Source organism: Paraburkholderia sp. RL17-337-BIB-A, assembly GCF_046025895.1.
Taxonomy (GTDB): Bacteria; Pseudomonadota; Gammaproteobacteria; order Burkholderiales; family Burkholderiaceae; genus Paraburkholderia; species Paraburkholderia fungorum_C.
Genome location: NZ_JARESY010000002.1, coordinates 3,166,327 through 3,188,541 on the forward strand (window position 1 = coordinate 3,166,327; position 22,215 = coordinate 3,188,541).

19 protein-coding genes and 1 pseudogene are annotated in these 22,215 nt (G+C 59.7%); 9 read left to right on the top strand and 11 right to left on the bottom strand.

Translation table 11 applies throughout. The features are described 5' to 3' along the window. The first annotated feature begins 369 nt into the window (after positions 1-369). Positions 370-1,587: an MFS transporter gene (locus P0D84_RS34790; protein WP_408344475.1), complete on the top strand. Its 1,218-nt coding sequence runs from the start codon at positions 370-372 to the stop codon at positions 1,585-1,587. Positions 1,588-1,716: 129 nt separating this feature from the next. Here P0D84_RS34790 and P0D84_RS34795 read toward each other — a convergent pair whose 3' ends face one another. From P0D84_RS34795 to P0D84_RS34815, 5 genes are all read right to left on the bottom strand, one after another. Then, positions 1,717-2,721 (bottom strand): transketolase family protein, encoded by a 1,005-nt coding sequence (locus P0D84_RS34795; RefSeq protein ID WP_408344478.1) that lies wholly within the window; start codon positions 2,719-2,721, stop codon positions 1,717-1,719. A gap of 2 nt (positions 2,722-2,723) precedes the next feature. Further along, positions 2,724-3,560, bottom strand: a complete 837-nt coding sequence (locus P0D84_RS34800) for a transketolase (RefSeq protein ID WP_408344481.1) — start codon at positions 3,558-3,560, stop codon at positions 2,724-2,726. A gap of 43 nt (positions 3,561-3,603) precedes the next feature. Further along, complete coding sequence (locus tag P0D84_RS34805; protein ID WP_408344484.1) at positions 3,604-4,932, bottom strand: MFS transporter; 1,329 nt, start codon at positions 4,930-4,932, stop codon at positions 3,604-3,606. 257 nt (positions 4,933-5,189) lie between these two features. After that, a complete protein-coding gene (locus P0D84_RS34810; protein ID WP_408344487.1) occupies positions 5,190-5,939 on the bottom strand; it encodes an SDR family NAD(P)-dependent oxidoreductase in 750 nt (249 codons plus the stop codon). Between the two features lie 189 nt (positions 5,940-6,128). After that, positions 6,129-7,019 (bottom strand): LysR substrate-binding domain-containing protein, encoded by an 891-nt coding sequence (locus tag P0D84_RS34815; protein ID WP_408344490.1) that lies wholly within the window; start codon positions 7,017-7,019, stop codon positions 6,129-6,131. Between the two features lie 297 nt (positions 7,020-7,316). Here P0D84_RS34815 and P0D84_RS34820 point away from each other — a divergent pair, with 297 nt between their 5' ends. After that, positions 7,317-8,387, top strand: coding sequence for an alpha/beta fold hydrolase (locus P0D84_RS34820; protein WP_408344493.1), 1,071 nt, complete (start codon positions 7,317-7,319; stop codon positions 8,385-8,387). 230 nt (positions 8,388-8,617) lie between these two features. After that, the gene (locus P0D84_RS34825; RefSeq protein ID WP_408344496.1) at positions 8,618-9,574 is read left to right on the top strand and encodes a hypothetical protein; all 957 of its coding nucleotides are present in this window, start codon (positions 8,618-8,620) and stop codon (positions 9,572-9,574) included. Positions 9,575-9,611: 37 nt separating this feature from the next. Here the strand turns inward: P0D84_RS34825 and P0D84_RS34830 are convergent, their stop codons facing one another. After that, a complete protein-coding gene (locus P0D84_RS34830; protein ID WP_408344499.1) occupies positions 9,612-10,307 on the bottom strand; it encodes a LuxR C-terminal-related transcriptional regulator in 696 nt (231 codons plus the stop codon). Between the two features lie 36 nt (positions 10,308-10,343). On the opposite strand from P0D84_RS34830, the gene P0D84_RS34835 reads away from it, so the two are divergent. Together P0D84_RS34835 and P0D84_RS34840 are read left to right on the top strand one after the other, a co-directional pair. Next, positions 10,344-11,624, top strand: a complete 1,281-nt coding sequence (locus P0D84_RS34835) for an MFS transporter (protein ID WP_408344502.1) — start codon at positions 10,344-10,346, stop codon at positions 11,622-11,624. A gap of 1 nt (position 11,625) precedes the next feature. After that, entirely contained in the window at positions 11,626-12,630 is a 1,005-nt protein-coding gene (locus P0D84_RS34840; protein ID WP_408344505.1) for an alpha/beta fold hydrolase, read from the top strand. Positions 12,631-12,756: 126 nt separating this feature from the next. On the opposite strand, the gene P0D84_RS34845 is transcribed toward P0D84_RS34840, so the two are convergent. Further along, positions 12,757-12,975 (bottom strand): reverse transcriptase domain-containing protein, encoded by a 219-nt coding sequence (locus P0D84_RS34845; protein WP_459252223.1) that lies wholly within the window; start codon positions 12,973-12,975, stop codon positions 12,757-12,759. Between the two features lie 291 nt (positions 12,976-13,266). Here P0D84_RS34845 and P0D84_RS34850 point away from each other — a divergent pair, with 291 nt between their 5' ends. Continuing rightward, entirely contained in the window at positions 13,267-14,853 is a 1,587-nt protein-coding gene (locus P0D84_RS34850; RefSeq protein WP_408344511.1) for a methyl-accepting chemotaxis protein, read from the top strand. A gap of 186 nt (positions 14,854-15,039) precedes the next feature. Here the strand turns inward: P0D84_RS34850 and P0D84_RS34855 are convergent, their stop codons facing one another. Continuing rightward, positions 15,040-16,143 (bottom strand): alpha/beta hydrolase, encoded by a 1,104-nt coding sequence (locus P0D84_RS34855; RefSeq protein ID WP_408344514.1) that lies wholly within the window; start codon positions 16,141-16,143, stop codon positions 15,040-15,042. Between the two features lie 1,411 nt (positions 16,144-17,554). On the opposite strand from P0D84_RS34855, the gene P0D84_RS34860 reads away from it, so the two are divergent. After that, positions 17,555-17,752 carry a hypothetical protein gene (locus P0D84_RS34860; protein WP_408344517.1) on the top strand — a complete coding sequence of 66 codons (198 nt, stop codon included), beginning with the start codon at positions 17,555-17,557 and terminating at the stop codon, positions 17,750-17,752. Positions 17,753-17,876: 124 nt separating this feature from the next. Here the strand turns inward: P0D84_RS34860 and P0D84_RS34865 are convergent, their stop codons facing one another. Then, positions 17,877-18,062 (bottom strand): hypothetical protein, encoded by a 186-nt coding sequence (locus tag P0D84_RS34865; RefSeq protein ID WP_408344520.1) that lies wholly within the window; start codon positions 18,060-18,062, stop codon positions 17,877-17,879. A 541-nt stretch (positions 18,063-18,603) separates the two neighbouring features. On the opposite strand from P0D84_RS34865, the gene P0D84_RS34870 reads away from it, so the two are divergent. Continuing rightward, positions 18,604-19,599, top strand: a complete 996-nt coding sequence (locus P0D84_RS34870; RefSeq protein WP_408344523.1) for a helix-turn-helix domain-containing protein — start codon at positions 18,604-18,606, stop codon at positions 19,597-19,599. 65 nt (positions 19,600-19,664) lie between these two features. Next, positions 19,665-19,826 (top strand): annotated as a pseudogene (locus P0D84_RS34875) (IS5/IS1182 family transposase); the annotation flags it as partial. A 9-nt stretch (positions 19,827-19,835) separates the two neighbouring features. Here the strand turns inward: P0D84_RS34875 and P0D84_RS34880 are convergent. Next, a complete protein-coding gene (locus tag P0D84_RS34880; RefSeq protein ID WP_408344526.1) occupies positions 19,836-20,084 on the bottom strand; it encodes a DUF2513 domain-containing protein in 249 nt (82 codons plus the stop codon). Positions 20,085-20,168: 84 nt separating this feature from the next. Continuing rightward, positions 20,169-22,211, bottom strand: coding sequence for a poly-beta-1,6-N-acetyl-D-glucosamine N-deacetylase PgaB (gene pgaB, locus P0D84_RS34885; RefSeq protein WP_408344529.1), 2,043 nt, complete (start codon positions 22,209-22,211; stop codon positions 20,169-20,171). Positions 22,212-22,215: the final 4 nt, after the last annotated feature.

The window sequence follows — 22,215 nt, forward strand, 5'->3', positions numbered from 1 at the left end:
GGGTCGAATGCGATCCGACCAACGGCGACGTGCCCCTCGGACGGGCAGGCGATCCGATTATTTCAGCGGCATCCGGCGATCACAAGAAGGCACCTGACGGTTTCATACTTTCCCAATGGAAACTAATTGCTACGACGGCGCTTACGCGCACGACAACCCGCAAAACAAACCGACGACCTGGCGCGGAACATCATCGGGCAGATTGTGGACAGGACAAATGGACGATCCTTGTCATCGATGCGCCCGGCACGCATGGCGAGACGCGTTTTTCGCGAGAGCGAAGCTTATGGCCACGGTCTCGCCGCCAGCAGAGCTGCGAGAAATTGCCCATAATTGCGCGCAGTCTTCTAGCAACCGTTGGAACGTTTAATGAAAGCAGTTTCTGTCACACCGCAATCCCCGATCGCATTTCTGGCGGTAGCGCTAGCGTTCACGATCAACATGATGGGTACAACGCTACCCACGGCGGTCTATCGGTACTACCAGCTGCAGTATGGTTTTACACCGACCGTCATCACGATCATCTATGCCTCGTATGCAATCGGAGTGCTGGGTGCACTGTTGCTGGTCGGAAATTGGTCCGATCAGCTTGGTCGTCGTCGCATGCTGCTGGCGGGACTCTGTGCGTCGGCTGCGTCGGCGCTGACGTTCCTGTTCAGCGACGGAATGGCGCTTCTGATGCTAGGCCGCCTGCTGTCGGGAATCTCAGCCGGCATTTTCACAGGAACCGCCACCGTCGCCGTGATTGAACTCGCGCCGCCTGCGTGGCGCGGCAAAGCCATGCTCGCGGCTACCGCATCCAATATGCTCGGGCTGGGTTTCGGTCCTTTGCTAAGCGGCATCCTGGTCGAACTATTTCCCTGGCCGATGCAGTTGCCCTATGCGGTGCATCTGGCGCTGGTCGGCGTCGCTGCACTATTCGTCCTTGGCGTGCCGGAGACCGCTGCGATTCCGGCGCGGGTGAAGCTCGGCATTCAGAAAATTTCGCTTCCTGCCGAAGTGCGCCGTGCGTTCATTCCTGCCGCGCTGGCTGGGTTTGCCGGTTTCGTCGTAGTGGGCTTCTTTGCGGCGGTCGCCCCTCAACTGATTCGGGTCGTGCTCGGGATTCACAGCGGCATCGTGACCGGTTCGATTGTGTTCCTGCTGTTCGCGTGCTCCGCCCTCGGGCAGATCGTGCAGACGATCATTGCTACCCGGTGGCGGCAAGCGGCCGGCTGCATTGGACTCGTGGTGGGACTGATATGTGTCGGCCTGTGCGTGCCGGAGCGCTCGCTCGGCGCGCTTCTGCTCGGCACCGCCCTGGCTGGGATCGGGCAGGGCATCAGCTTCCGCGCAGGGTTGGGCGAGATCGCGGCCGCGACACCTGCGCACCGGCGAGCGGAAGTCACGTCCAGCTTTTTCGTCGTGCTTTACGTGGCGCTCTCACTGCCTGTGATCGGCTTTGGCATTGCGGTGCAACTCGCCGACATTCAACGCGCGACGCTGCTCTTCGTCGGCTTGACGATCGTTCTTGTGCTTATCGCGCTGCTCCTGCTGATGCGCGGGCAAGCGAAGCGGGAGCCAGACGCCAAAGCGATCGGTGACTGAAAATAGATGGGCGATGAACGGTGCGTCGATGGAACTGACGCACCATCCCCTCAAACTAGCGAAAGACTCGTTTCACACGCAGGCGGACCGCGTTCTGTCGTACTGCGGCCTCTCGATGACACCTTGAACTCATCCAAGCCAGCCCTTGATGGTATCGGCCATGACGTTGGTCGAGATGCCATAGCGATCGTGCAGGGTCGGCAGCGCGCCCGCAGCGAGGAACTCATCGGGCAGTGCGATCTGACGGTACATCGGCGTGACGCCTGCCGTGAGCAGCGGGGTCGCGACCGCTTCGCCAAGCCCGCCGATCACCGAGTGATTCTCGGCGACCACCACCAAGCGACCCGTGCGCCGGGCTTCGCGCAGGATCGTCTCAGTGTCGAGCGGCTTGATGGTCGGCACGTGCAATACACCCACTCCCACGTTGTCCGCGCCCAGCAATTTCGCCACCTCCAGCGAGCGCATCGTCATGATGCCCGACGAGATGATGAGAACTTCGGCGCCGTCGCGCAGCAGCTTGGCCTTGCCGAGTTCGAACTGGTAGTCATATTCGTCGAGCACGGCCGGCACGTTGCCACGCAGCAGACGCGCATACACCGGGCCGTTGTGCGCAGCAATCGCAGGCACCATTTGCTCGGTGTCGAGCGCGTCGCACGGATCGATGACCGTCATGTTCGGCATCGCGCGCATCAGCGCGAGATCCTCGGCCGCCTGATGGCTCGGACCGTAGCCGGTCGTTAGACCCGGCAGCGCGCAGATGATCTTCACGTCGAGGTTGTCCTCTGCGATAGCCTGGTGCATGAAGTCATACGCACGGCGGGTCGCGAACACGGCGTAGGTGGTCACGAACGGTTGGGCACCTTCATGCGCCATACCAGCGGCCGCGCCCATCAGCAACTGCTCGGCCATGCCCATCTGATAGTAGCGGTCTGGAAACTCCTTCCCGAAGATATGCAGGTCGGTGTACTTGCCGAGGTCGGCGGTCATGCCGACCACGTTCTTCTTCTCCCGGGCCAATTGGACCAACGCATGGCCGAACGGCGCGGAACGCGTGACTTGTCCTTCGCCGGCAATGGAAGCGATCATCGCCGAGGTCTTCAGGCGCGGCTTCCTGGTAAGAGTGGTGTCGCTCATGCTTATCTCCCTGCTTCGAGTGCTGCGAGCGCCAGTTGCCACTCATGGGCATCGACGCGGATGAAATGGTTCTTTTCCCGTTCTTCGAGGAACGGCACGCCGCAGCCCATGCGGGTATCGCATACGATAATCCGGGGCTGCGCTTGCGGATGACTGCGTGCGGCATCGAACGCTGCCTTCACTGCGTCAATGTCGTTGCCGTCCACGCGCTGCGTGAACCAGCCGAACGCTTCGAGCTTCTCGACGAGCGGCTCGAACGCCATGATCTTCGAGGAGGGACCGTCGGCTTGCTGGTTGTTGACGTCGACCATGGCGATCAGGTTGTCCAGCTTCCAGTGAGCGGCCGACATAAGGCCCTCCCAGATCGCGCCTTCATCGAGTTCGCCGTCGGAGAAGAGCGTGTAGACGAAGGCGTCCGAGCCCTTGCGCTTGAGTCCCAGGCAGCGGCCCACCGCGATCGTGAGACCGTGGCCGAGCGAGCCGCCGGACATCTCCATGCCGGGCGTGTAGTTCGCCATACCGGACATGGGCAACCGGCTGTCGTCGCTGCCGTAGGTTTCGAGTTCTTCCGGTGGCAGGAAGCCGGCTTCGAAAAGCGCTGCATAAAGCGCTATCGCATAGTGGCCGTTGGATAGCAGAAAGCGGTCGCGGCCTTCCCATTCGGGATCGTCGGCCCGGTAGCGCATCGCGCCGAAGTAGGAAACCGCGAGTACATCGGCGATGTCGAGTGCCTGGCCGATATAGCCTTGACCTTGTACTTCGCCCATCAGCAAGGCGTTTCTGCGAATCCGATAGGCGCGCTCGGCGAGCGTCACCGCATCTGATGAAGGACTGTTCATGGTGTCTCCTTGAATTAAGAGTGAGTCTTTGCAGCAAACGGTGTCAGCGATTGACGGTTTTGGCTGGCACGAGGAAAACAAGCCCGGCACCGATGACGACAGCGACGGAGATAAAGATGAGCCCGGCCGTCGACTTACCGGTCAGGTCGTTCAACCAGCCGACAATGGCCGGCGAGAAGAAGCCTGCGAGATTGGCGAAGCAGTTCACCGCGGCGATACCCGCCGCTGCGGACATGCCCCCGAGAAGCGCGGTCGGCAGTGACCAGAACTGTGACGACGAGGCGAGGATGCCGGCGGCGGCCACACTGACACACACCAGCGACGCGCCGACTCCGCCCAGCATCGGAAGCGTTGCAAAGCCTGCCGCCGATACGAGCATCGGGATCGCAAGATGCAGACGCCGTTCGCGATGGCGGTCAGCGCTTGCTCCCACCAGCGGCAGCGCGATGATGGCGCAGAGGTAAGGAATGGCCGTGAAGATACCGACCCACAGAGGGTCAGCGACACCGGACTTGCGGATGATCGTCGGCAGCCAGAACGTCAGCCCATACTGACCGAGCACGACGCAGAAGTAGATGGCGGCCATCAACCACAAACGACGATCGCCGATGAAAGAACCGATCGACACATGGGCGACCTTGTGGGCATTGTCGTTCGCCACGTTGCGTGCGAGGAGCGCCTTCTCCGCATCCGTGAGCCACTTCGCGGCAGCGATACCGTTGTCGAGGTAGAGCAGGATAGCGACGCCAAGAAGCAGCGACGGCAGCGCTTCGAGGATAAAGAGCCACTTCCAGCCGGCGAGACCCTGTACGCCCTGGAACGCATGCAGGATGTAACCCGACAGCGGCCCGCCGACAATTCCAGCAAGCGGGATCGCCATGAAGAAGAGGGAGAGCGCCTTGGCGCGCCGCGCCGACGGAAACCAGTAAGTCAGATACAGGATGACGCCCGGCGCGAACCCGGCCTCCGCCACACCCAATAGAAAGCGCAGAACATAGAAGGTAGTGGGCGATTTGACGAAGACGAAGCAGGCCGAGATCACCGCCCACGTCAGCATGATCCGAGCGAGCCAGTTTCGGGCGCCCACTTTGTGCAACATGAGATTACTCGGTACTTCGAAGAGAAAATAACCGAGAAAGAAAATACCGGCGCCGAAGCCATACACGGTTTCGCTGAATCGCAGGTCGTTGAGCATCTGCAGTTTCGCGAAGCCCACGTTGACACGATCGAGATAAGCGCCCAGATAGCACAGCATCAGGAACGGTATCAAGCGCCGTCCGACTTTCGCATACGTTTTTGATTCAAAGCTCGCCGGATCGACGAGCGATGTGAGATCGCCCGTCATTGACGGCGCAGTGGCCTTCGTTTTCATGATTGTCTCCTGTCGGCCAGAGTTAGCGCTTTAGCTGTCGATCAGAGTTAGCGCTTTAGCTGTCGATCAGAGTTAGCGCTTTAGCGCTTACTCTGATCCCATGCAAAGCTCTTACTCTGATCCCATGCAAAGCTCTTACTCTGATCCCATGCAAAGCTCTTACTCTGGCCCCATGCAAGATTCTTGCGGACATATCGCCCCCGGTTTTACCGCCGGGTGCCTTGACCCATCCGCCGCAATCGCGACGGATGGCGTACTCAGTGGATCAACATGCCGCCGTTGACGTCGAGCGTGATGCCGGTGAGGTAGGCCGACAGGTCGCTCGAGAGGAACAGACAGGCATTCGCGACGTCGGCCGCATCGCCGAGCCGACCGAGCGGAATGCCCTTGATGATGTCGGCGCGCATCTCCGTCGTGAGCTTGTCGCCGGTGATATCCGTCTGGATCAGGCCCGGTGTGATCGAGTTGACGCGGATGTTGTCCGCTCCGAGTTCACGCGCCATGGCACGAGCGAGGCCGAGTACGCCCGCTTTTGCGGCGCTGTAGTGAGGACCGCCGAAGATACCGCCGCCGCGTTGCGCGGAAACCGATGACATGCAGACGATGCTGCCGCTCTTTTGCTCTCTCATTTGCGGAATGACCGCTTGCGACATGTAGAGCGTACCGCGCAGATTCACGTCGATGACCGCATCGAAGTTATCGGCTCCGATGTCCATCGTCTTCAAAGGCTGGGTGATGCCCGCGTTGTTGATCAAGCCGTCGACACGGCCGTACTTCTCGATGATCGCCTTGGCGGCAGCCATGCATGCGGCCTTGTCGGTCACATCGCAAGCGAGGCCGAGGTGTTCTTCGCCGAGCTCACGCGCGGCACGCTCGGCGTCTTCCTTGCGAAGGTCCAGAATCACCACTCGCGCGCCTTGCGCGGCAAGCGCTTTGGCGGTCGCCTTGCCGATGCCACGCGGCGAAGCTGCACCGGTTACGATTACTACTTTGCTGTCGAGCAACATATTTGTCTCCATCGATCACGTTAGTTGGTAGACGCAGTTTCAGCGCTTCAACCATCTCGATCAATGCAGTTCGGCTCAACTATTGCTGAAGAATTTTCAGGTGTCGCCGCACCGTGGAGTCAGGGGCGTCAGAAAGCACCCCTTTCGCATCAGGCAGCGCGCTGGCGTCCCGCCTGGCGCGGCCTGGCGCTATACGGCGTCACGGCTGATCTCTTGCTCGACCCAGGCCAAAAATTTAGCCACGCGCGGCAAGTCCGCGTTCTGGGAAGGGTAAACGAGGTGATGGGCTCCGACCTCGACCGCATACGTGCGATCGAAGACCCGTACGAGCGAACCGCGTTTTAGATGGACCGATGCGAGCATCGTGCTTTCGAGCGCGATGCCGTGTCCCAATGCCGCGGCCTCGAGCGACATGTACGAGCGGTCGAACGCGAAATCGTATGCCTTGCGCGACACCGCGACGCCGAACTTGCCGAACCATTGCTTCCACTGCACGAGAGGCGTCTCCGAGAAGATCAGGCGCCGCTCGAGCAGATCCTCGGGGGTACGCACCGGGTGTCGTCCAAGGTATTCCTCCGATGCGAGAGGCGCGATGAACTCGTTGCGTAGCGTTTTGATCTCGCCATCGGTCCAATGGGCGTAGCCATGCCGTACGTCGATGTCATAGTAGCCAGAGGTGAACGACACGTCCTCATACGAGCACGCGAGATTCAACTGAATGTCGCCGTTCGCTTCCTGGAACAAAGCCAGCCGCGGCAGCAGCCACATCAACCCAAAGCTGGGGCTCGAGTGAATGCGAAGAATCTCGACACCCGACTGACTCGATGCGCGCTCGGTCGCGCGGCTCAGATCGGCGAGCGATCCGGTGACATCGGCCAGATATTGCTGACCCGTCGGCGTCAGCACGAGTCCTCGCCCCAGTCTTGTGAACAAGGGCCTTCCCACGATGGATTCGAGGTTGGCGATTTGATGGCTGATCGCCGATGGTGTTAGCCCTAATTCATCAGCGGCCCGATTGACGCTCTTGGTCCGGGCGACACTTTCGAACGCGACGATGGCTTTTAGTGGCGGGATGCGCATTGTTCTCGGGTGCAGGGCTCGCGAACCGTCTTGCTTCGGGATGTTCTGCTCGCTACTGGCGATTCCAGAAATGTCGCGTATCCGGGAGGTAAAGGCAATCCGGGGTTCGGCCGATAGGCAATCGCTTCACAGGGGCGCGAGACGTTTCCCTGGCCGCTTCTATTTGATCGGTCTGTGCTATTTCAGGGAAAGGTATTTGTAAAAGAGCGAACGACCACGTTCTCCCCTGGAGGATGTCGGCACCTTTTAATTCGTCGTTTAATTTCTCGTTGACTGCCGGATGCCATGCCAGCCTCCATGCCGTCTCTAAAGCAGGAAATACGCCTTTGCACCGGCGGCGACGGGGTGCGTATTGCGTATGCAACATGCGGAAGCGGCCCGCCGATCGTCAAGGCCGCGAATTGGCTCAGTCACCTCGAATTCGATTTGAAGAGTCCCGTCTGGAGTCATCTGATCGCGGAGTTATGCCTGCAGCACAGATTGATCCGTTATGACCAGCGCGGCTGCGGACTGTCCGATCGCGATCCGGCCGAGATTTCATTCGACGCCTGGCAGCGCGATCTCGACACCGTAATCAACGCCAGTGGCGTGCGGCGCTTTGCCTTGCTCGGCATCTCACAAGGGGCTTCGATTGCCATAGCGTACGCAGTGGCGCAGCCCGAGCGTGTCAGTCACCTGATCCTCTATGGCGGATATGCGCGCGGCAAGCTTAAGCGGTCGGCGGATGCGCGGCTACGCGAAGAAGCGGAAACACTTGTCAAGCTCGCAGAACTGGGCTGGGGTCAACAGAACCCCGCATTTCGCCAGTTCTTTACGACGCAGTTCATTCCGGGCGGCAGCCCGGAACAGCATCACTGGTTCAACGAACTGGAGCGTCTGACGACGACACCGCGCAACGCGGCACGCATCATGCGCGTGTTCAACGAAATCGACGTGGTCGATCTGCTCCCGCTGGTTCAATGCCCGACGCTCGTGCTGCATGCAAGTGGCGATGCGCGCGTGCCGTTCGAGGAAGGCCGCCTGCTCGCCGGCCTCATTCCAGGCGCGCGTTTCGTTCCGCTCGATAGCGAAAACCACCTGCTGCTCGACTCGGAACCGGCGTGGTTGCGCTGGCGCGACGAGTTGCGCACGTTCCTGCCGGTGACGCAGTCCGCTGATCCGGCGTTCGCGACATTGACGCCGCGCGAACGCGACATCGTCGGCTTGATCGCGGGCGGTCGCGATAACGCGCAAATTGCCGCGCATCTCGGTTTGAGCGAAAAGACCGTTCGCAATCACATCACAAGCATCTTTTCGAAACTCGAAGTCGAGAATCGCGCGCAGGCAATCGTGCTGGCCCGCAAGGCCGGATTCGACGCGCCTGCCTGACGCCTGTCTGGCGACTGCAATCAGGACACCTGTCCCAACCAGGCGCGTCTATTTGCGCGTGTCCCGGTGATGATCTGGGACTGCCGCCTCATGTCCGCGAGCCGATCGATCCGGAAAATGCATTCTCGAACGGCGACGCAGCGAACCCTCTCGTGCCGCTCGATACGGGTGCCGCCTGGCGCCCTTCAATGCAAACGCCTCCGCTATCAGGAGGCCTCTGGAGAATAAGCATGAATGATGTCAGCAGCGAAAGTCCGTCCGCACGCTACGCGAAATGCATCGAAGTGTCTCGTCGTATCCGCTGGGATATTGACCGCGATGTGATTCGCGGCCGCCAGCTCGATCCCGTGCACAAGTTTCTGCCGGACGGACTCGCACAAGTCGACCGTCTGCCGTTCCTGACCCCTGCGCAACGTTTGCTGATGTCTCAAGTGCAGGGACGCACGTACGCCAACATGTTCCGGCTCGTGGAGCGCTTCGTCAGCGCGAAGATGCTCGAAGTCAGCCGCAATCATGCACTTGGCGATCAGACGGCGCTGGAAGCGGTTGTGCGTTTCACGGACGAAGAGCTGAAGCATCAAGAACTGTTCCGCCGCATCGAACTGCTGGCTGCGGATAGCATGCTCCCCGGTTATCGCTTCATGCCAAAGGCCGACGAAGTCGCGTCCTTCGTGCTTGGCAAATCCACCTGGTCCGTGCTGGCATTGACCTGTTGCATCGAGATTGTCACGCAGGTTCATTACCGGGAGAGCATGGAGCTGGACTCAGGCCTTTCGCCGCTCTTCAAGGATGTGTTCCTGTTCCACTGGAAAGAGGAATCGCAGCACGCGATTATCGACGAACTGGAATGGGAGCGCGAGGACGCGCAACTGACCGACGCTCGGCGCGACGCAGCAATCGACGATCTGATCGAACTCGTGAACGCCGTGGATGGACTGCTGCAAGTGCAGGCCGCGGCAGACGCCGGATACTTCCTCGTGCACGCTGGCGGCACGATGAGCGTCGGCGAACGGCATGCCGTAAGTGCGGCATTGCTCGACGCATATCGCTGGCAGTACATCGTGTCGGGCGTCACGCAGCCGCGGTTTTCGAAACTGCTGTACAGAATGATCACGCCCGCACAAGCGGAGCATATCGGCGACGCGCTGGCGCCGATCATGCAGCGGACGTCAAATATCGACGCGTAGGTGTCGGCGCGCAGACCGGCTTTCCCGCGGCGAAGCTTCAAAGCGTCAACAGGTTCTTGCACAGGTCAACCGTGTTGCTGACCGAGTATTTGCGCAGCAAGCTCGCACGATGAACATGCACAGTTCGTGGACTGATCTCCAGCCGTCTTGCGATTTCCTTGCTGCTGCAACCCTCGAGCAGCAGCATGGCGATTTCCCGCTCGCGCGGCGTGAGCGAAGCGCGTATGGCCGACACCATTTGCGGTTCAACCGACAAATCTAAAAACGTCCAGATTGCGCGGGCATACGGGGCGCGCCTGTCGACGGTCGTCCCGCTTACATGGCTCCAGAACATTTCCCCATTCAGCCGCTTCATTAGCCAGTTGTCGGAGTAGCTGCCGCGCTTCGCGAGTATTGGACCAATCTTCTTTCCCCGCATATCGAAGTCGCTCTCGCCTGCGTAAAGCACCGCGAACGACAGCCCGATTATCTCTGCACGCGTTCCGCGCCAGATGCTCGCGAACAGCTCGTTGCAATCGACGATGGTGCGCTGATCCAGAACAGCGCAGGCGATAGGGCAGAGCTCGAAAACCTGACGGTAATCAAGTGGTTCGCCAGATACAACCCCGTTCTCTTTCACAATCAACCCTCTCTCTTTGCAGCGCTTACCTAGGTAAACGAAACATTTTGAATCATGTTTTCGGCCCGTTAAACTCGATTTTGCATTACCTAGACGAGTAAGTAAAAGGGCCATCACGCGCAACCCTGCCCGACACTTCACGGAGCAAAAATGGAAATATCGGAATCGCTGGGCATCGCAGAGGTCCGGCCGAGCCCACATCGGGCTATCGTGGCGACTGTTATCGGCAACGGCCTCGAGTGGTTCGATTTCACGGTGTACAGCTATTTCGCCGTGATCCTGGCCAAAGTGTTTTTCCCGACCGGAAACGATTTCAGTTCGCTGCTGCTTGCGGTCGCGACATTCGGCGTCGGGTTTTTCATGCGTCCTATCGGCGGCATCGTGCTGGGCGTCTATGCGGACAAGAAAGGGCGTAAGGCCGCCATGACGCTCACCATCATGATCATGGCCGCCGGCACGACCTTGATCGCGGTGACGCCGTCATACGAATCGATCGGCCCGATCGCGCCATTGATCATCGTGGTCGCGCGTCTGATGCAGGGCTTTTCCGCGGGCGGTGAAATGGGCACGGCCGCGGCTTTTTTGACCGAGCATGCGCCTGAAGGCCGCCGGGCCTATTACTCGAGCTGGGTGCTGTCGAGCATTGGCTTCGCCGTCCTGCTTGGCGCCGCCGCCGGCACATTCGTGACAACGGTCCTCGATCCTGCGTCCGTCAGAAGTTGGGGGTGGCGTTTGCCGTTCCTGCTCGGCCTCCTGATCGGTCCGGTGGGGTTCTATTTCCGCTCCAGGATTACTGAAACACCCGTCTATGAGAACACAACGCATCGTGTTGCTGCGTCGCCGCTGCGGGAATCCATAACGACGCACGCCAGAGACACATTCGGCTGTTTCGCGATGGTCATGCTATGGACAGTCGCCATCTACGTGCTGCTGTTCTATATGCCGACGTATGCGGCAAGTGTCCTGCATCTCCCGCCGTCGGACGGTTTCATTTCGGGAATGGTCGGCGGTTTTGCCATGATGTGCAGCGCGCCACTTGCCGGTTTGCTCGCCGATAGGGTGGGACCGGGACGGGTGTTGGCGCCATCGGCGGTACTTGTTTTTCTGCTCGCGTGGCCAATGTTTACCTACATTAATGCTGTGCCGGGCCTGTCGTCGCTGCTGGTGTTCCAGGCTGTCTTCGGCATTCTGACCGGCACCTATACGGGTCCGATCCTGTACGCGTTTTCACGCCGTTTCCCGAGTCCCGTCCTCGCGACGGCCATATCGATTGCGTACAACTTTGGCGTTACGGTGTTCGGCGGTTTCGCGGCGTTTTTCGTGACGTGGCTGATCGTCGCCACCGGAAGCACCGTCGCGCCAGCGTACTACGTCATGCTCGGCGCGGCTTTCAGTCTGGTAGGCATGTGGCTGCTGCGGCGGAGTGATTGATATGCAATGCGAGACCTTAATCTGCAGGAATATGCTATTGAGCAGTGGCGAAACACTGCCCGAAGCGAAGCTCGTATACGCGACGGCCGGCCGTCTCAATGACGCACGTGACAACGTAATTCTCTATCCCACGTCGTTCGGCAGCAGCCATGTTGACATAGCATGGCTGGTCGGGCCGGGCCGGCCGCTCGACACTGACCGCTATTTCGTGATCCTGGCGAATATGCTTGGTAACGGCTTGTCGTCATCACCGAGTCACTACCCGCCGGGCACGTTTCCGTCGATATCCGTCAGCGACAGCGTGAAGCTCCAGCACACACTCGTTCACGACGTGTTGCGCGTGGAGCGTGTAGCTTTGGTCGTTGGGTTCTCGATGGGGGGACAGCAGGCCTATCACTGGGCCGCCCTATTTCCTGAAATGGTGGAGCGCGCCGCAATCATTTGCGCGTCTGCAAGAACGTCGGTTCATAACCAGGTATTTCTGGAAGGATTGAAGGCGGCGCTAACGCTCGATCCGGCCTGGAACGGCCGGTATTTCTCCGGCGCGGCGCCGCGAGGCATTCGCGCGATGGCGCAAGTCTATGCAGGTTGGGGCATGTCCGCGGAATTCTACAGACGCGGGTTATATCTCACGGCCGGATACCGCGATCTCGAAGATTTCGTGACTAACGACTGGGGCGCGTTTCTCGCCCGTACGAACCCAAACGATTTGCTCGCCATGATCGACGCCTGGCACGGCGCGGACATCAGCAACAACGCGCGCTACAAAGGTGCTTTACCGAATGCGCTCGATGCCATTCAGGCGCGATGCCTGGTCATGCCAAGCCTGACGGATATGTACTTCTCCGCCGCAGAGATCTGCGACGAAGCCCGGCAGATCAATAACGTCGACATCCATCCCATTGATACGATCTGGGGTCACCGAGTCAATAATCCCAGGCAGAATCCCGATGACGCCCTATTGGTGGAGCGCAAGCTCACCGAGCTACTTAGCTATAAGCGTTGATTCATTGGGTTGCCGTCTGTGTGCGTCGTCACGTCAATGTGGGCGGAGTGGCAAAGCAAACCTGACTTCGCACGGTCTCGCGAGCAGCCGACACGCACGCTAGACGGGATCGATGCGCCAGCCTCGTCATTGCGAAAGCGACGGGCGGACTGCTGATCGCCGCGCCCGCACCGTCTCTCCCCTCCTCAGCCCACATTCCGCCAGCCGCGCGGCAATGGCCTGCATAACCTCTTGCGCCTGTGCCTGGCTGCGGCAATGGACCACCGCATCATCGGCATAGCGCGCAAAGGGGCATTGCGGGAAGTGACGCTGCATCCAGGCATCAAGCGCATAGCGCGTACAGATTCATCGAGATCGGACTGACCACTCCCCCCGTGCGGGGTACCGCGGTCCCGCAGCAAGTGTGTCCCCTGTGCAGTTTCGAATGGTGCAGTCAGCCACCACTCGATGTACATCAGGATCCAGTCCTCCTGTTTATGGGTTTTGAACTACGCAATCAAAAAGACGGAAATCATCGAACGCGAAGGCGCTTGGTCGCGATTTGCTTAAGAAATCGGATCATCCTGTCGTAAACGCGTATGACACTTTTTCAGCGTCTGCGAAAAAAACAAACCGCCGACTTCAAGGACTAATTTGATGAACCTGAGTAGCCTCAATGCCAAGTTACGTGTTGCGCTGGCCGCCGTGTGGGCCGGACTACTGGCCATCGCGATCCTGTGGGTGTTTTCCAATCGGGCTACCATGATGGCTGAAAAGCGTGCCGACCTCGTCAATGTGGTTGATTCCGCCGTCAGCATCGCCGAACACTACCAAAAGTTGGCCGCCAGCGGCTCGATGCCCGTCGATGCGGCGAAGAAGGCCGCACTGGAACAATTGCGTGCTATCCGCTTTGGCACGGGCGGCTATATTCCGATCATCGATTCCGCCCCGAATATGGTGCTGCTCGCGCCCAATCCGTCGATGGAAGGCAAATACATGGGGGACGTGACTGATCCCGACGGCGTCAAGCATTTCCGCCGGATCGTTGAAATTGCCAAAGGACCGGGCACCGGCTTCCTGACTTACTACTGGCCCAAACCCGGCGAAACGGAGCCGCTGGGCAAGCTGACCTACATCCATTACATGCGGGACTGGGACTGGTTCGTCTGCGCCGGCGTATATGTCGACGATGTGACAGCAGCGTTTCATCAAAACCTGCTGCGGGCCGTCGGGCTTGTGCTGCTTATCGGCATTGCGGTGACGGCCGTACTGCTGTACATCATCCGCAGCGTGAAGGGCAGCCTTGGTGGTGAGCCGGCCTACGCCTCGGAGATCTCGGCGCGGATCGCCAGCGGCGATTTGACCGGTGCGGTGATGACCGCCCCACGCGATCAATCGAGCATGCTCTTTAGTATGAGGGCGATGCAGGATCAGTTGAGCGGGATCATTGCGCGCATCCGCGCCGGCGCCGAGTCGATCACGTTAGCGTCCCGCGAGATCGCGGCCGGAAACACCGATCTGTCGCAGCGTACTGAAGAGCAGGCCGCAGCGCTCGAAGAAACCGCTTCGAGCATGGAGCAACTCACGGCGACCGTGAAGCAGAACACCGAAAACGCCAGACAGGCAAGCCAGCTCGCCACGAATGCGTCAAGCATCGCCGGAGAAGGGGGCGAGGTTGTCGAGCAGGTCGTCGGTACCATGCGCGATATCTCGAACAGTTCGCACAAGGTGGTCGACATCATCAGCGTGATCGAGGGTATCGCGTTCCAGACCAATATCCTTGCCCTCAATGCCGCCGTCGAAGCGGCCCGTGCCGGGGAGCAAGGACGGGGCTTCGCCGTAGTGGCCGGCGAGGTCCGCACGCTTGCGCACCGCTCGGCAACCGCCGCCAAGGAAATCAAGCAAATGATCGAGGAATCGACAGGCAAGGTGGCCGCCGGCACGCAACTGGTCGAACGCGCCGGCACCACGATGCAACAGATCGTCAAAGCAATCAGGCAGGTCACCGACGTGATGAACGAGATTGCCGCGGCTTCCGAGGAACAGTCCTCTGGCATCGATCAGGTAAACCGCGCGATCGCGCAAATGGACGAGGTAACGCAGCAGAATGCGGCACTCGTGGAGGAGGCAGCGGCCGCAGCGGTGTCGCTGGAAGATCAGGCGACGGCATTGCAGAATGCCGCCGCCATCTTCAAACTCAGGGATTCGCACTCCGCGGTCCCTGCGCTTTCCGGCCGCGCCTAAGGCGGCGGCTCCGCAGAAACCGGCATTGGCCGCCGCTGGCACAATGCCGGGGGACGGGGCCCTGCAGGAACCTCTCCTTCGCGGGCAGGGCGGTCGCGCCCGCGGAGCAACATCGTGCCGCGGAGCGCGCAGCGGTTCGCCCCATCATGGACATCAGTCCTGCGGCGACCGCTGCTCCTCAACCGCTTACTGGCTGGTACCGCCCACGTTTTTGTCGAGCCAGTCCGCCATCACCCCGGCGATGACGTCGCTGTTCTTCTCGAGCATCATCATGTGACCGTTGCCATGGATGCCGAGGTCGGCGAGCCGCAAGTGCGTGTTAGGCACGCCCGCCTGCGTCAGGTACTCCGACGTGCACTGATCGTAGGTCGCGCGAAACGATGCTTCGCTGGTAACGATGGCGATCGGAATACCGCTCAGGTTCGGTAGCTTGCGCGCCGGTTCGGCCTGAAGCCAGCAACGCACAAGACCGGGGCCTTCGGCCTTCTTCTGTTCAACGCGCGCGATCTGGGACGGGTCCGTCACGGGAGGATCGTATGTCAGTGGCACGCGGGTAATGCCCCACGGGCGCTCGGCTTTCTTGCCATAGTGGTACCAGTCCGCCCCGCCGGTGAACGTCGGGTCGTAGAACGCGGGGCCGTTAGGTTCCACGGCGACCACTGCCTTGACCAGTCGCGGGCGCTCGTCGGCGATTTTCCAGCCGATCGTGCCCGACTGGGAGTGCGTGAGCAGGATCGCCGGCCCGATCTTGTCAAGCAGCGCGGCGGCGGCGTCCGCGTTAATGGCCTCGGTTTCGGGCACGTCGGCGATCGATTCAACCTGCGATGCCATGAATTGATCAAAGGTCGGATTGCCCACTACGCCCGGGCCGCCGGGCCATTGAGTGTGAAGCGAAGCTTCCGGCCATAGTTTGGAGCGCTCGGGCGCCGTAAACATCTGCTCCACCGGCAGCGCGGCAAAGCGGGTATAGGTGCCGTAAGCCGATGGGTATTGTCCGGAGCGGGCGCGGCCCACCTGGTCGACCACGTACACCGTATAGCCGCGCGCGACGAAATAATCGGCCCAGCCTCGCCGGCCGTCCGGGGTGCCGAGATAGTTGGTCCCGGTCTGGTCGGTACCGTGAACCATGATGATCGGATACGGATGCTTGACCACCTGCGGCACTTCGTATTGCACGAACATCTGGCCGGTCATTCGTTGACCGTTGGCGTCGCTCTGGTAGTGGCCACCGACGTAAAAGTAGCCCTCGTCGGCTAGCTGGAGAGGCGGCTTCGCAGTGGCGGCTGCCACTGGGCCCGCGGCAAAGGCTCCGGCAAAGGAGAGACAGCATATCGAACGGATGTGCCGCGCGAATCGTGATCGCAACATGATCTTCCTAGCATATATGTGATTAGTGGCGGCTCGGTTCAGAGTCGAACCGGACCAACCTGAATAACGGTTACAGCGGCAAAACCTTGAATTTTTAAAGGCGCTCTTATGTTCAAGGGGCCGCCCCCGACGGCGCCTGGCGGCCAGTTAGCCATCGCAGCTCGTTCGCAAAAAAGCCTCTCATGTCATGTTCAGTCAACAGCTGGACCCAATCCGCCGCTCGCGTCCGGTATCCATTTCGAATGACTAAACTTGGCGTCGGCCTTTCGAGGGGCATTTCTCTCAGGCAACCCCCCCCTCGATTTTTGACCTGCCGCACCCCCGGGCGGCAGGTTCTTTTTTTTGTGCCCAGCATGGGCGCACTCTTGGGGGTGCACCTGCTTCGACCAGTTAAGTCCGATTTCCCCTCGTCATATTCAAGGCGCCGCTATTTTTTATTGGACGAAACTGACAAAAACGTGACGGCATCCGCCACACCTCGGCTTGCCGGGGCGTGCGCATACAGTTCCTGGAGACAATAGGCCGTGTCACGCAAAGGGATCATTGCGGGCTTCACATCTTTACAGACAAGGCCTCGCGCCCGGTTCTCGCCCTCATCGAACCGTTGCCGATGTGATCGCCATAGCCCTCAAATATCTCCCACGAGCCCAAAGCAACAGCGGCCTCAGTTGTGCGAGACTTCTCATGGGTCAGCACTACGGACTCTCACGAACGGAGCACACATGGACGAGAAGGTGACTTATGTGTACGAGTACACGGGAGGTTTTGGTACGTACCGTACTACCGGAACAACGGCCGTGCATCACCTTCCACTTGCCGGTGACAATGTAATCATGAAGGTGGGCAATCTAGGATTCGACAGTATTTTGAGGGTGAAGTCACGGCTCTTCGAGTACGACAAAACTGGATCATTGACCGTCACACTGAGTCTGTCTCATACAATCGCTTAGGATTGCTCCATTCCCATTTCAAATGCATGAATGGTGGCGCCTCCAAAGTTGCGATCGATAACACGCCTGGCTCGTTGAAATTCTCGGCTTATATCTGGACCCATTCAGCCAATAGCTTGCCTCTGACCGCAATGCATCCCCCCGCTCCCGTCTATCGGGTTACAGTGCATTCACCTCGGACCATTTGGGGGATCTCTCGAAATCGTGCGTTCCCTCAAAAGTCTTTTCGGCCAGCCGGCTTGTTCGACTGGCTTTTTTGTCAATGAACAGCGGGTCCACAGGCAAGATAGCGAGCGGGCGCACGAGCATGTCGGCATCATCCAAAACCTGGCGCGGCGAGCCCAGTCAACCGGACAATTGATGCATCGCCTTTTGAGGGAAACATGCAACTGCCGAACGTTGACAATTTCATCAAGAACTGGCAGCAAGGCGTCACCTACAACATCTGCGCCTACCGGAAACTATCTCGGGATGAGATGACGCGTGCCATGCGCATCTTCATTCAGCAGCAGGAAGGACGTGAGCCCGCAAGAGGGACAGTCGTCAAGATATTCTCCTTGGCCGGCCTGGAAGATGCATAGCAGGTCGATCCGACGATCCGATTGATGTGCGCACGACGTCACATGGCCAATGACTTGCTCACTAGCCATCTCGCACGGGACGCAAACCAGTCGGACCGACCCGGCCTGACATCTCGCGATGCGCCTATTTCAGAATTGACAGCAGCTCGGCGATGCTTATGTGGGGCAATTGCTTGGCGACCATGTCCCAGAAGATCAAATCGTGCATCGCGTTAGCATCTTCGACTGTATTCCACTCACGCGCGCCGACTATGGCGTCGGCAGTCTCGGAGGCAGCACTAACGATTTTCTGAATTTCTTGTATATCCATGGACGCCTTAATGGCCATGCTCAGAGTTTTTTAGCCCCGCGCGCAATCGTTTGCTGCAATATGGCAAACCTCGACAAAATTCTCTTTGAAGCCGGTTTTAGGAGAAGAACTGGCAGTAGCAGCTACATGATAACGATATTTTATAACAGAAATGCCCTGGGAAAGTCCTACCTTGAAAAGATCGGTGACACCTCGTAAGTCCCCCAGCAGAGCCAGGATCGGCGCCTTGTCGTTTCTCTTTTATATTTTACTCTTACATAAATTATTCCCAATGTTACGCTATACATCCCGTCTCATTTCTTTTTGAAATTTCTTGAAAAATTCACCAACTATCGCTCGTCGGGTGGCCGATACATCCAACGGAGGTTTGTCACCGCAACCGTGCAAGTTTCGGTAACCCAGGTCGCGAGCGGCCAATCTGTTGGTCAAATCGGACATGCAATAATGACGCCAGACTCATTTGTATAACATGAGCAAACAAGAAAAAAGCACAGAGTCTAGGGAAGGGCTTTGAAGGCCAAAACGTTCCGGGGAAAAGCAAATGGAGCTGGTACATACTCTGCCGCGCTGCTCGCGGCAAAGTGCCGTGCCGACGCAAACGGGTGAGATGACTCGCGTCGACATAGCGTTGTTCAATGGATTTGCACTGCCAAAAGTCGCGGCAATTATCGAAATCTTCCAGAAGGCGAACGCACTCGGTGTATCGCAGCGATCATGTCACGCGCGCTATGACGTCTCATTACTGTCGGCCGCGGGCGGCCGTATCGCAAGCTCGTCGTCGGTATTCGTCTGGACCGAGAGTGTTGAATCGCACCGTGTCACAACCGACAGGCATCTGCTGTTCATCGCCGGTGGTGCGGGCGCGCCGCAGGCATGCCGCGATGAACGCCTTGGCAATTGGCTGCGCCGCAGGCACCCGTTTAGCGAGATCGTTCACCCGATTGCCGAGGGACGGCTGCTACTGGAAGCAGCAAATCTTCCCAGCCGCTACTGCCCCCTCTTATATGGCGACAATGAAATGCGCGACTATTATCAGGCGCGACCGCTGAGCGAAGCGCCGACCGAGGTTGCCACGGCACTGCGCATCGTGGAGGAGGATATGGGATTGGAGGTGGCGCAGCACGTCGCGGAATCAGTCGCGCCTCAGCAGAATATGCATTTCGATACCTCTGTCTCCCGCACCCACGCGCCCCAGGTCAGCGAGAAAATCATGGCGTCGGCGCGGTGGTTGGAGGCAAACGTCGATCGCCCTGTCTCTATCGATGCGGCCGCACAAGTAGCAGCGATGAGCGAGCGCAACTTCCTGCGGCGCTTCAAGAACGAGATCGGCATGACACCCTCGGACTATCTGCTTCGCGCGCGCCTTAACATGAGTTGCCGGATGCTCGTCGAGTCGCGTTTGCCGGTCGACAAGATTGCGCGGCGCTGCGGGATTGGCAGTGGCGGCCAGTTGGCCAAGTTGTTCAGAAAGTATCTTGCGACGACACCGACCGATTACCGCATGGGCAAAGGGGTGCCTTCGACGGAGCAATCCTGAGCGCGCATTTCGGGCTGAACCCTACTGAGTCGGCCGTGAACAATTCGGAAGTCCTTGTGTGGTGAGGCTCTTACGGCCGACATGTGGTCGAGCGTACTCACGCATAGCGCCACAACTTTCGTCACCTTCGCTTTGAGCGTCGCGCCGACATTCACGAAGCATTTCTCAAGCTCGGTTGCTCCCTCGTCTGCTGGCACGGTCTCAGGCGTAGGGAGCAATCCTTCTGATGTGGTCTCTTAACCGAAAATCCCTGATGTCGGCTTCAGAGCATCGTGACCGTCCCACGTAAGCCTGACGCGGCCAGCATTTGATACAGACACAAGTCCTTTGTCTTCCATGATCCGCACATGATGCCGGATGAAGCTTTCTTTGGATTCGTCCCCGGCGGCAAGCACTTTGAAGGCGCTATAAATATTGATGGCGTCCTCTTCCGAATTTTCGAGCAGTTCAAGAATTGATCTCACGAGTTCGTCGCTACGTTTCATGGATTTTCTCCCAGTTTATTGGGCCGGCCGCCGTTTCGTTGTTATCCCCTGGCGCGGGCCTTGCGTGGCGGTCTCCGCCGATCCTCAGCCCAACATTCCTTGATTGGATCGGAGCTTGCCTTGCACCGACATCACGTCGCGCAAGACGGTCGTGTCCGGCCGGTTCGCCATGAAGTCGTCGGGTCCATAGCCGAGATGCACAACGCCCGCCGCATTGAGCCGCATCATCTGCGCGCGCAGTACACGCGCTTCGACGGGCCGTTGCGTCTCACGGTTGAAGGCCGGCAACTCGAACACCGTCTTCGCCAGTGCGCCCGGCTGCGTCCTCACGGCCTTCGTCAGTCCGTCGAGCCATGCATCGTCCGGCCGTGCACCGGCGGCTCCGGGCGCCACAACCAGCGCGACGAAGTCGTAATTCACAAGCGACGACGCGAGGCTCTGCGAGAAGTTACGCGCCGCATTCGCATCGAACACGGCTTCGGCGGGCAGCGTACGCACGGTGAGCACGTTGCCACCGCCCTGATAGGCGCGCACGCGTTCGGCTAGCTGGTTCGTGAACGCGTTCAGATACGCCGTCTTGCTTGCGGCCCAGCGCTGCATCAGTTCGTCCGATAGGTGGATCAGCGCGATGTCGGCGGGCAGCCCCCAAGACCGGTAGACGGCAAGCGCCGCAGTGCTCGTGTCTTCGAACGCGTTGAGCGTCGCGTCCGGGCCGAACACCAGGCCGTTGAAGCTCGCGTAGCGTGTGAGGTCGTCGTACAGGTCCTCGATCACGGCACGCGCCCCGGGATCGAATGGACTGAGGCGCGGCATGCGCATAGTGAGCGCGGCATCCGGGCTGCCGGCCGCCGCTTCAACGAGACGGCCCGAGACTGGATGCTGCGGCGGCAATGCGAAAGCAAGCAACGGCATCCGTGCATAGACTTGAACCCCGGCGCGCGTGATCAGTTGCCACGCGGTACGGTTGAACAGATCGGCGCGCATGGGTAGGTGTCGATTCGGAAAGTACATCGCGCGCGCCACGCCTGTGTTGTCCGGGTCCGAATACGCCTGCAGATACACCGACTTCGGTTCAAGATCCTTGATGCGATCGAGCAGCCGCCCGAGCTTCTCTTCGCTCTTCCGCGGGTCCGGGTCGTACATCTCGTCGAGCGATATGTTCACGACACGCTCCACCGGGTTGTGCTCACCGCGATACGCCTGCGACGAACGCATTTGCGTGATCAGCGTGCCGACGTCCCAGTCGTACGACACGAGCAGACGCCGGATCTGCGTGAGCGGCACATCGGGCGTGTTCGGCCCGTCGTCGAGCGTGAAGTGCACGGCCATGCCGAGAGCCTGCGATACCTTGATCAGCGCGGAGTTGTACATGCCGTACGGCCACACCGCGGAGCGCACGCTGACGCCCGTGTTCTGCCTGATCAGATCGACGCTGCGCTGCAGGTCGCCCTGCACGCGCGCGTGATATTCGTCGTCGGTCTCATAGCGCTTCAGATCGGCCAGATACAGATGCGCGCTGGCGGCTGGCAGCTCGTTTCCTTGCGGATTCGCGAGCGCACCGTGATGCATGTCGTGGGTGTGCGACGCGATTTCGACGAGACCCGATTGCGCCATTTCGCGCAGATCGTCCCAGCTCATGAAGTAGCCGGGCGGCATCACGGACTTATGGCTGATTCGCACCGCCTGGCTGGCCGGCGTATCGGTCCAGCGTGTCACGACGCCGATCAGCGCAGGATAGCCGTATTGCTGCAGCAGCGGAAACGCGCGGGTGTACTGGCTTTTATAGGCATCGTCGAAGGTAAGCAGCACGGCGCGCGGCGGCAGGCGCGGGCCGCCGTTGCGTGACGCGACGATCTGATCCACGCTGACCGGGTGAAAGTCTTTCGCCCTCAGCCACGCGAAGATCGTGTTGAGCGTCGCGGTGCTGATCGCGCAGGTATCGGTGACCGTCGACACGTCCGCGTGAAGGTCGTCGCGCACGTCGTGGAAGGCGAGAACCCTGAACGTGAGGCCGTCGCTCGCGTCCGGCAACGGCAAATGGTCAAGCGCGAGCCCCGCCTGCGCGGCGGGAACCACCGCGAGCCCGGCGGCGAAAGTGAGAAAACGTCTGCGGGTGAGATTGTCCATGGTG

Bases quoted from the DNA above. Each gene is read 5' to 3' on its own strand.
- P0D84_RS34830 (WP_408344499.1), bottom strand. From the start codon at position 10,307: ATGGCCCTTTTACTTACTCGTCTAGGTAATGCAAAATCGAGTTTAACG.
- P0D84_RS34865 (WP_408344520.1), bottom strand. From the start codon at position 18,062: ATGGATATACAAGAAATTCAGAAAATCGTTAGTGCTGCCTCCGAGACT.
- P0D84_RS34790 (WP_408344475.1), top strand. From the start codon at position 370: ATGAAAGCAGTTTCTGTCACACCGCAATCCCCGATCGCATTTCTGGCG.
- P0D84_RS34810 (WP_408344487.1), bottom strand. From the start codon at position 5,939: ATGTTGCTCGACAGCAAAGTAGTAATCGTAACCGGTGCAGCTTCGCCG.
- P0D84_RS34800 (WP_408344481.1), bottom strand. From the start codon at position 3,560: ATGAACAGTCCTTCATCAGATGCGGTGACGCTCGCCGAGCGCGCCTAT.
- P0D84_RS34850 (WP_408344511.1), top strand. From the start codon at position 13,267: ATGAACCTGAGTAGCCTCAATGCCAAGTTACGTGTTGCGCTGGCCGCC.
- P0D84_RS34860 (WP_408344517.1), top strand. From the start codon at position 17,555: ATGCAACTGCCGAACGTTGACAATTTCATCAAGAACTGGCAGCAAGGC.
- P0D84_RS34835 (WP_408344502.1), top strand. From the start codon at position 10,344: ATGGAAATATCGGAATCGCTGGGCATCGCAGAGGTCCGGCCGAGCCCA.
- P0D84_RS34805 (WP_408344484.1), bottom strand. From the start codon at position 4,932: ATGAAAACGAAGGCCACTGCGCCGTCAATGACGGGCGATCTCACATCG.
- pgaB (WP_408344529.1), bottom strand. From the start codon at position 22,211: ATGGACAATCTCACCCGCAGACGTTTTCTCACTTTCGCCGCCGGGCTC.
- P0D84_RS34795 (WP_408344478.1), bottom strand. From the start codon at position 2,721: ATGAGCGACACCACTCTTACCAGGAAGCCGCGCCTGAAGACCTCGGCG.
- P0D84_RS34840 (WP_408344505.1), top strand. From the start codon at position 11,626: ATGCAATGCGAGACCTTAATCTGCAGGAATATGCTATTGAGCAGTGGC.
- P0D84_RS34815 (WP_408344490.1), bottom strand. From the start codon at position 7,019: ATGCGCATCCCGCCACTAAAAGCCATCGTCGCGTTCGAAAGTGTCGCC.
- P0D84_RS34880 (WP_408344526.1), bottom strand. From the start codon at position 20,084: ATGAAACGTAGCGACGAACTCGTGAGATCAATTCTTGAACTGCTCGAA.
- P0D84_RS34820 (WP_408344493.1), top strand. From the start codon at position 7,317: ATGCCGTCTCTAAAGCAGGAAATACGCCTTTGCACCGGCGGCGACGGG.
- P0D84_RS34825 (WP_408344496.1), top strand. From the start codon at position 8,618: ATGAATGATGTCAGCAGCGAAAGTCCGTCCGCACGCTACGCGAAATGC.
- P0D84_RS34870 (WP_408344523.1), top strand. From the start codon at position 18,604: ATGGAGCTGGTACATACTCTGCCGCGCTGCTCGCGGCAAAGTGCCGTG.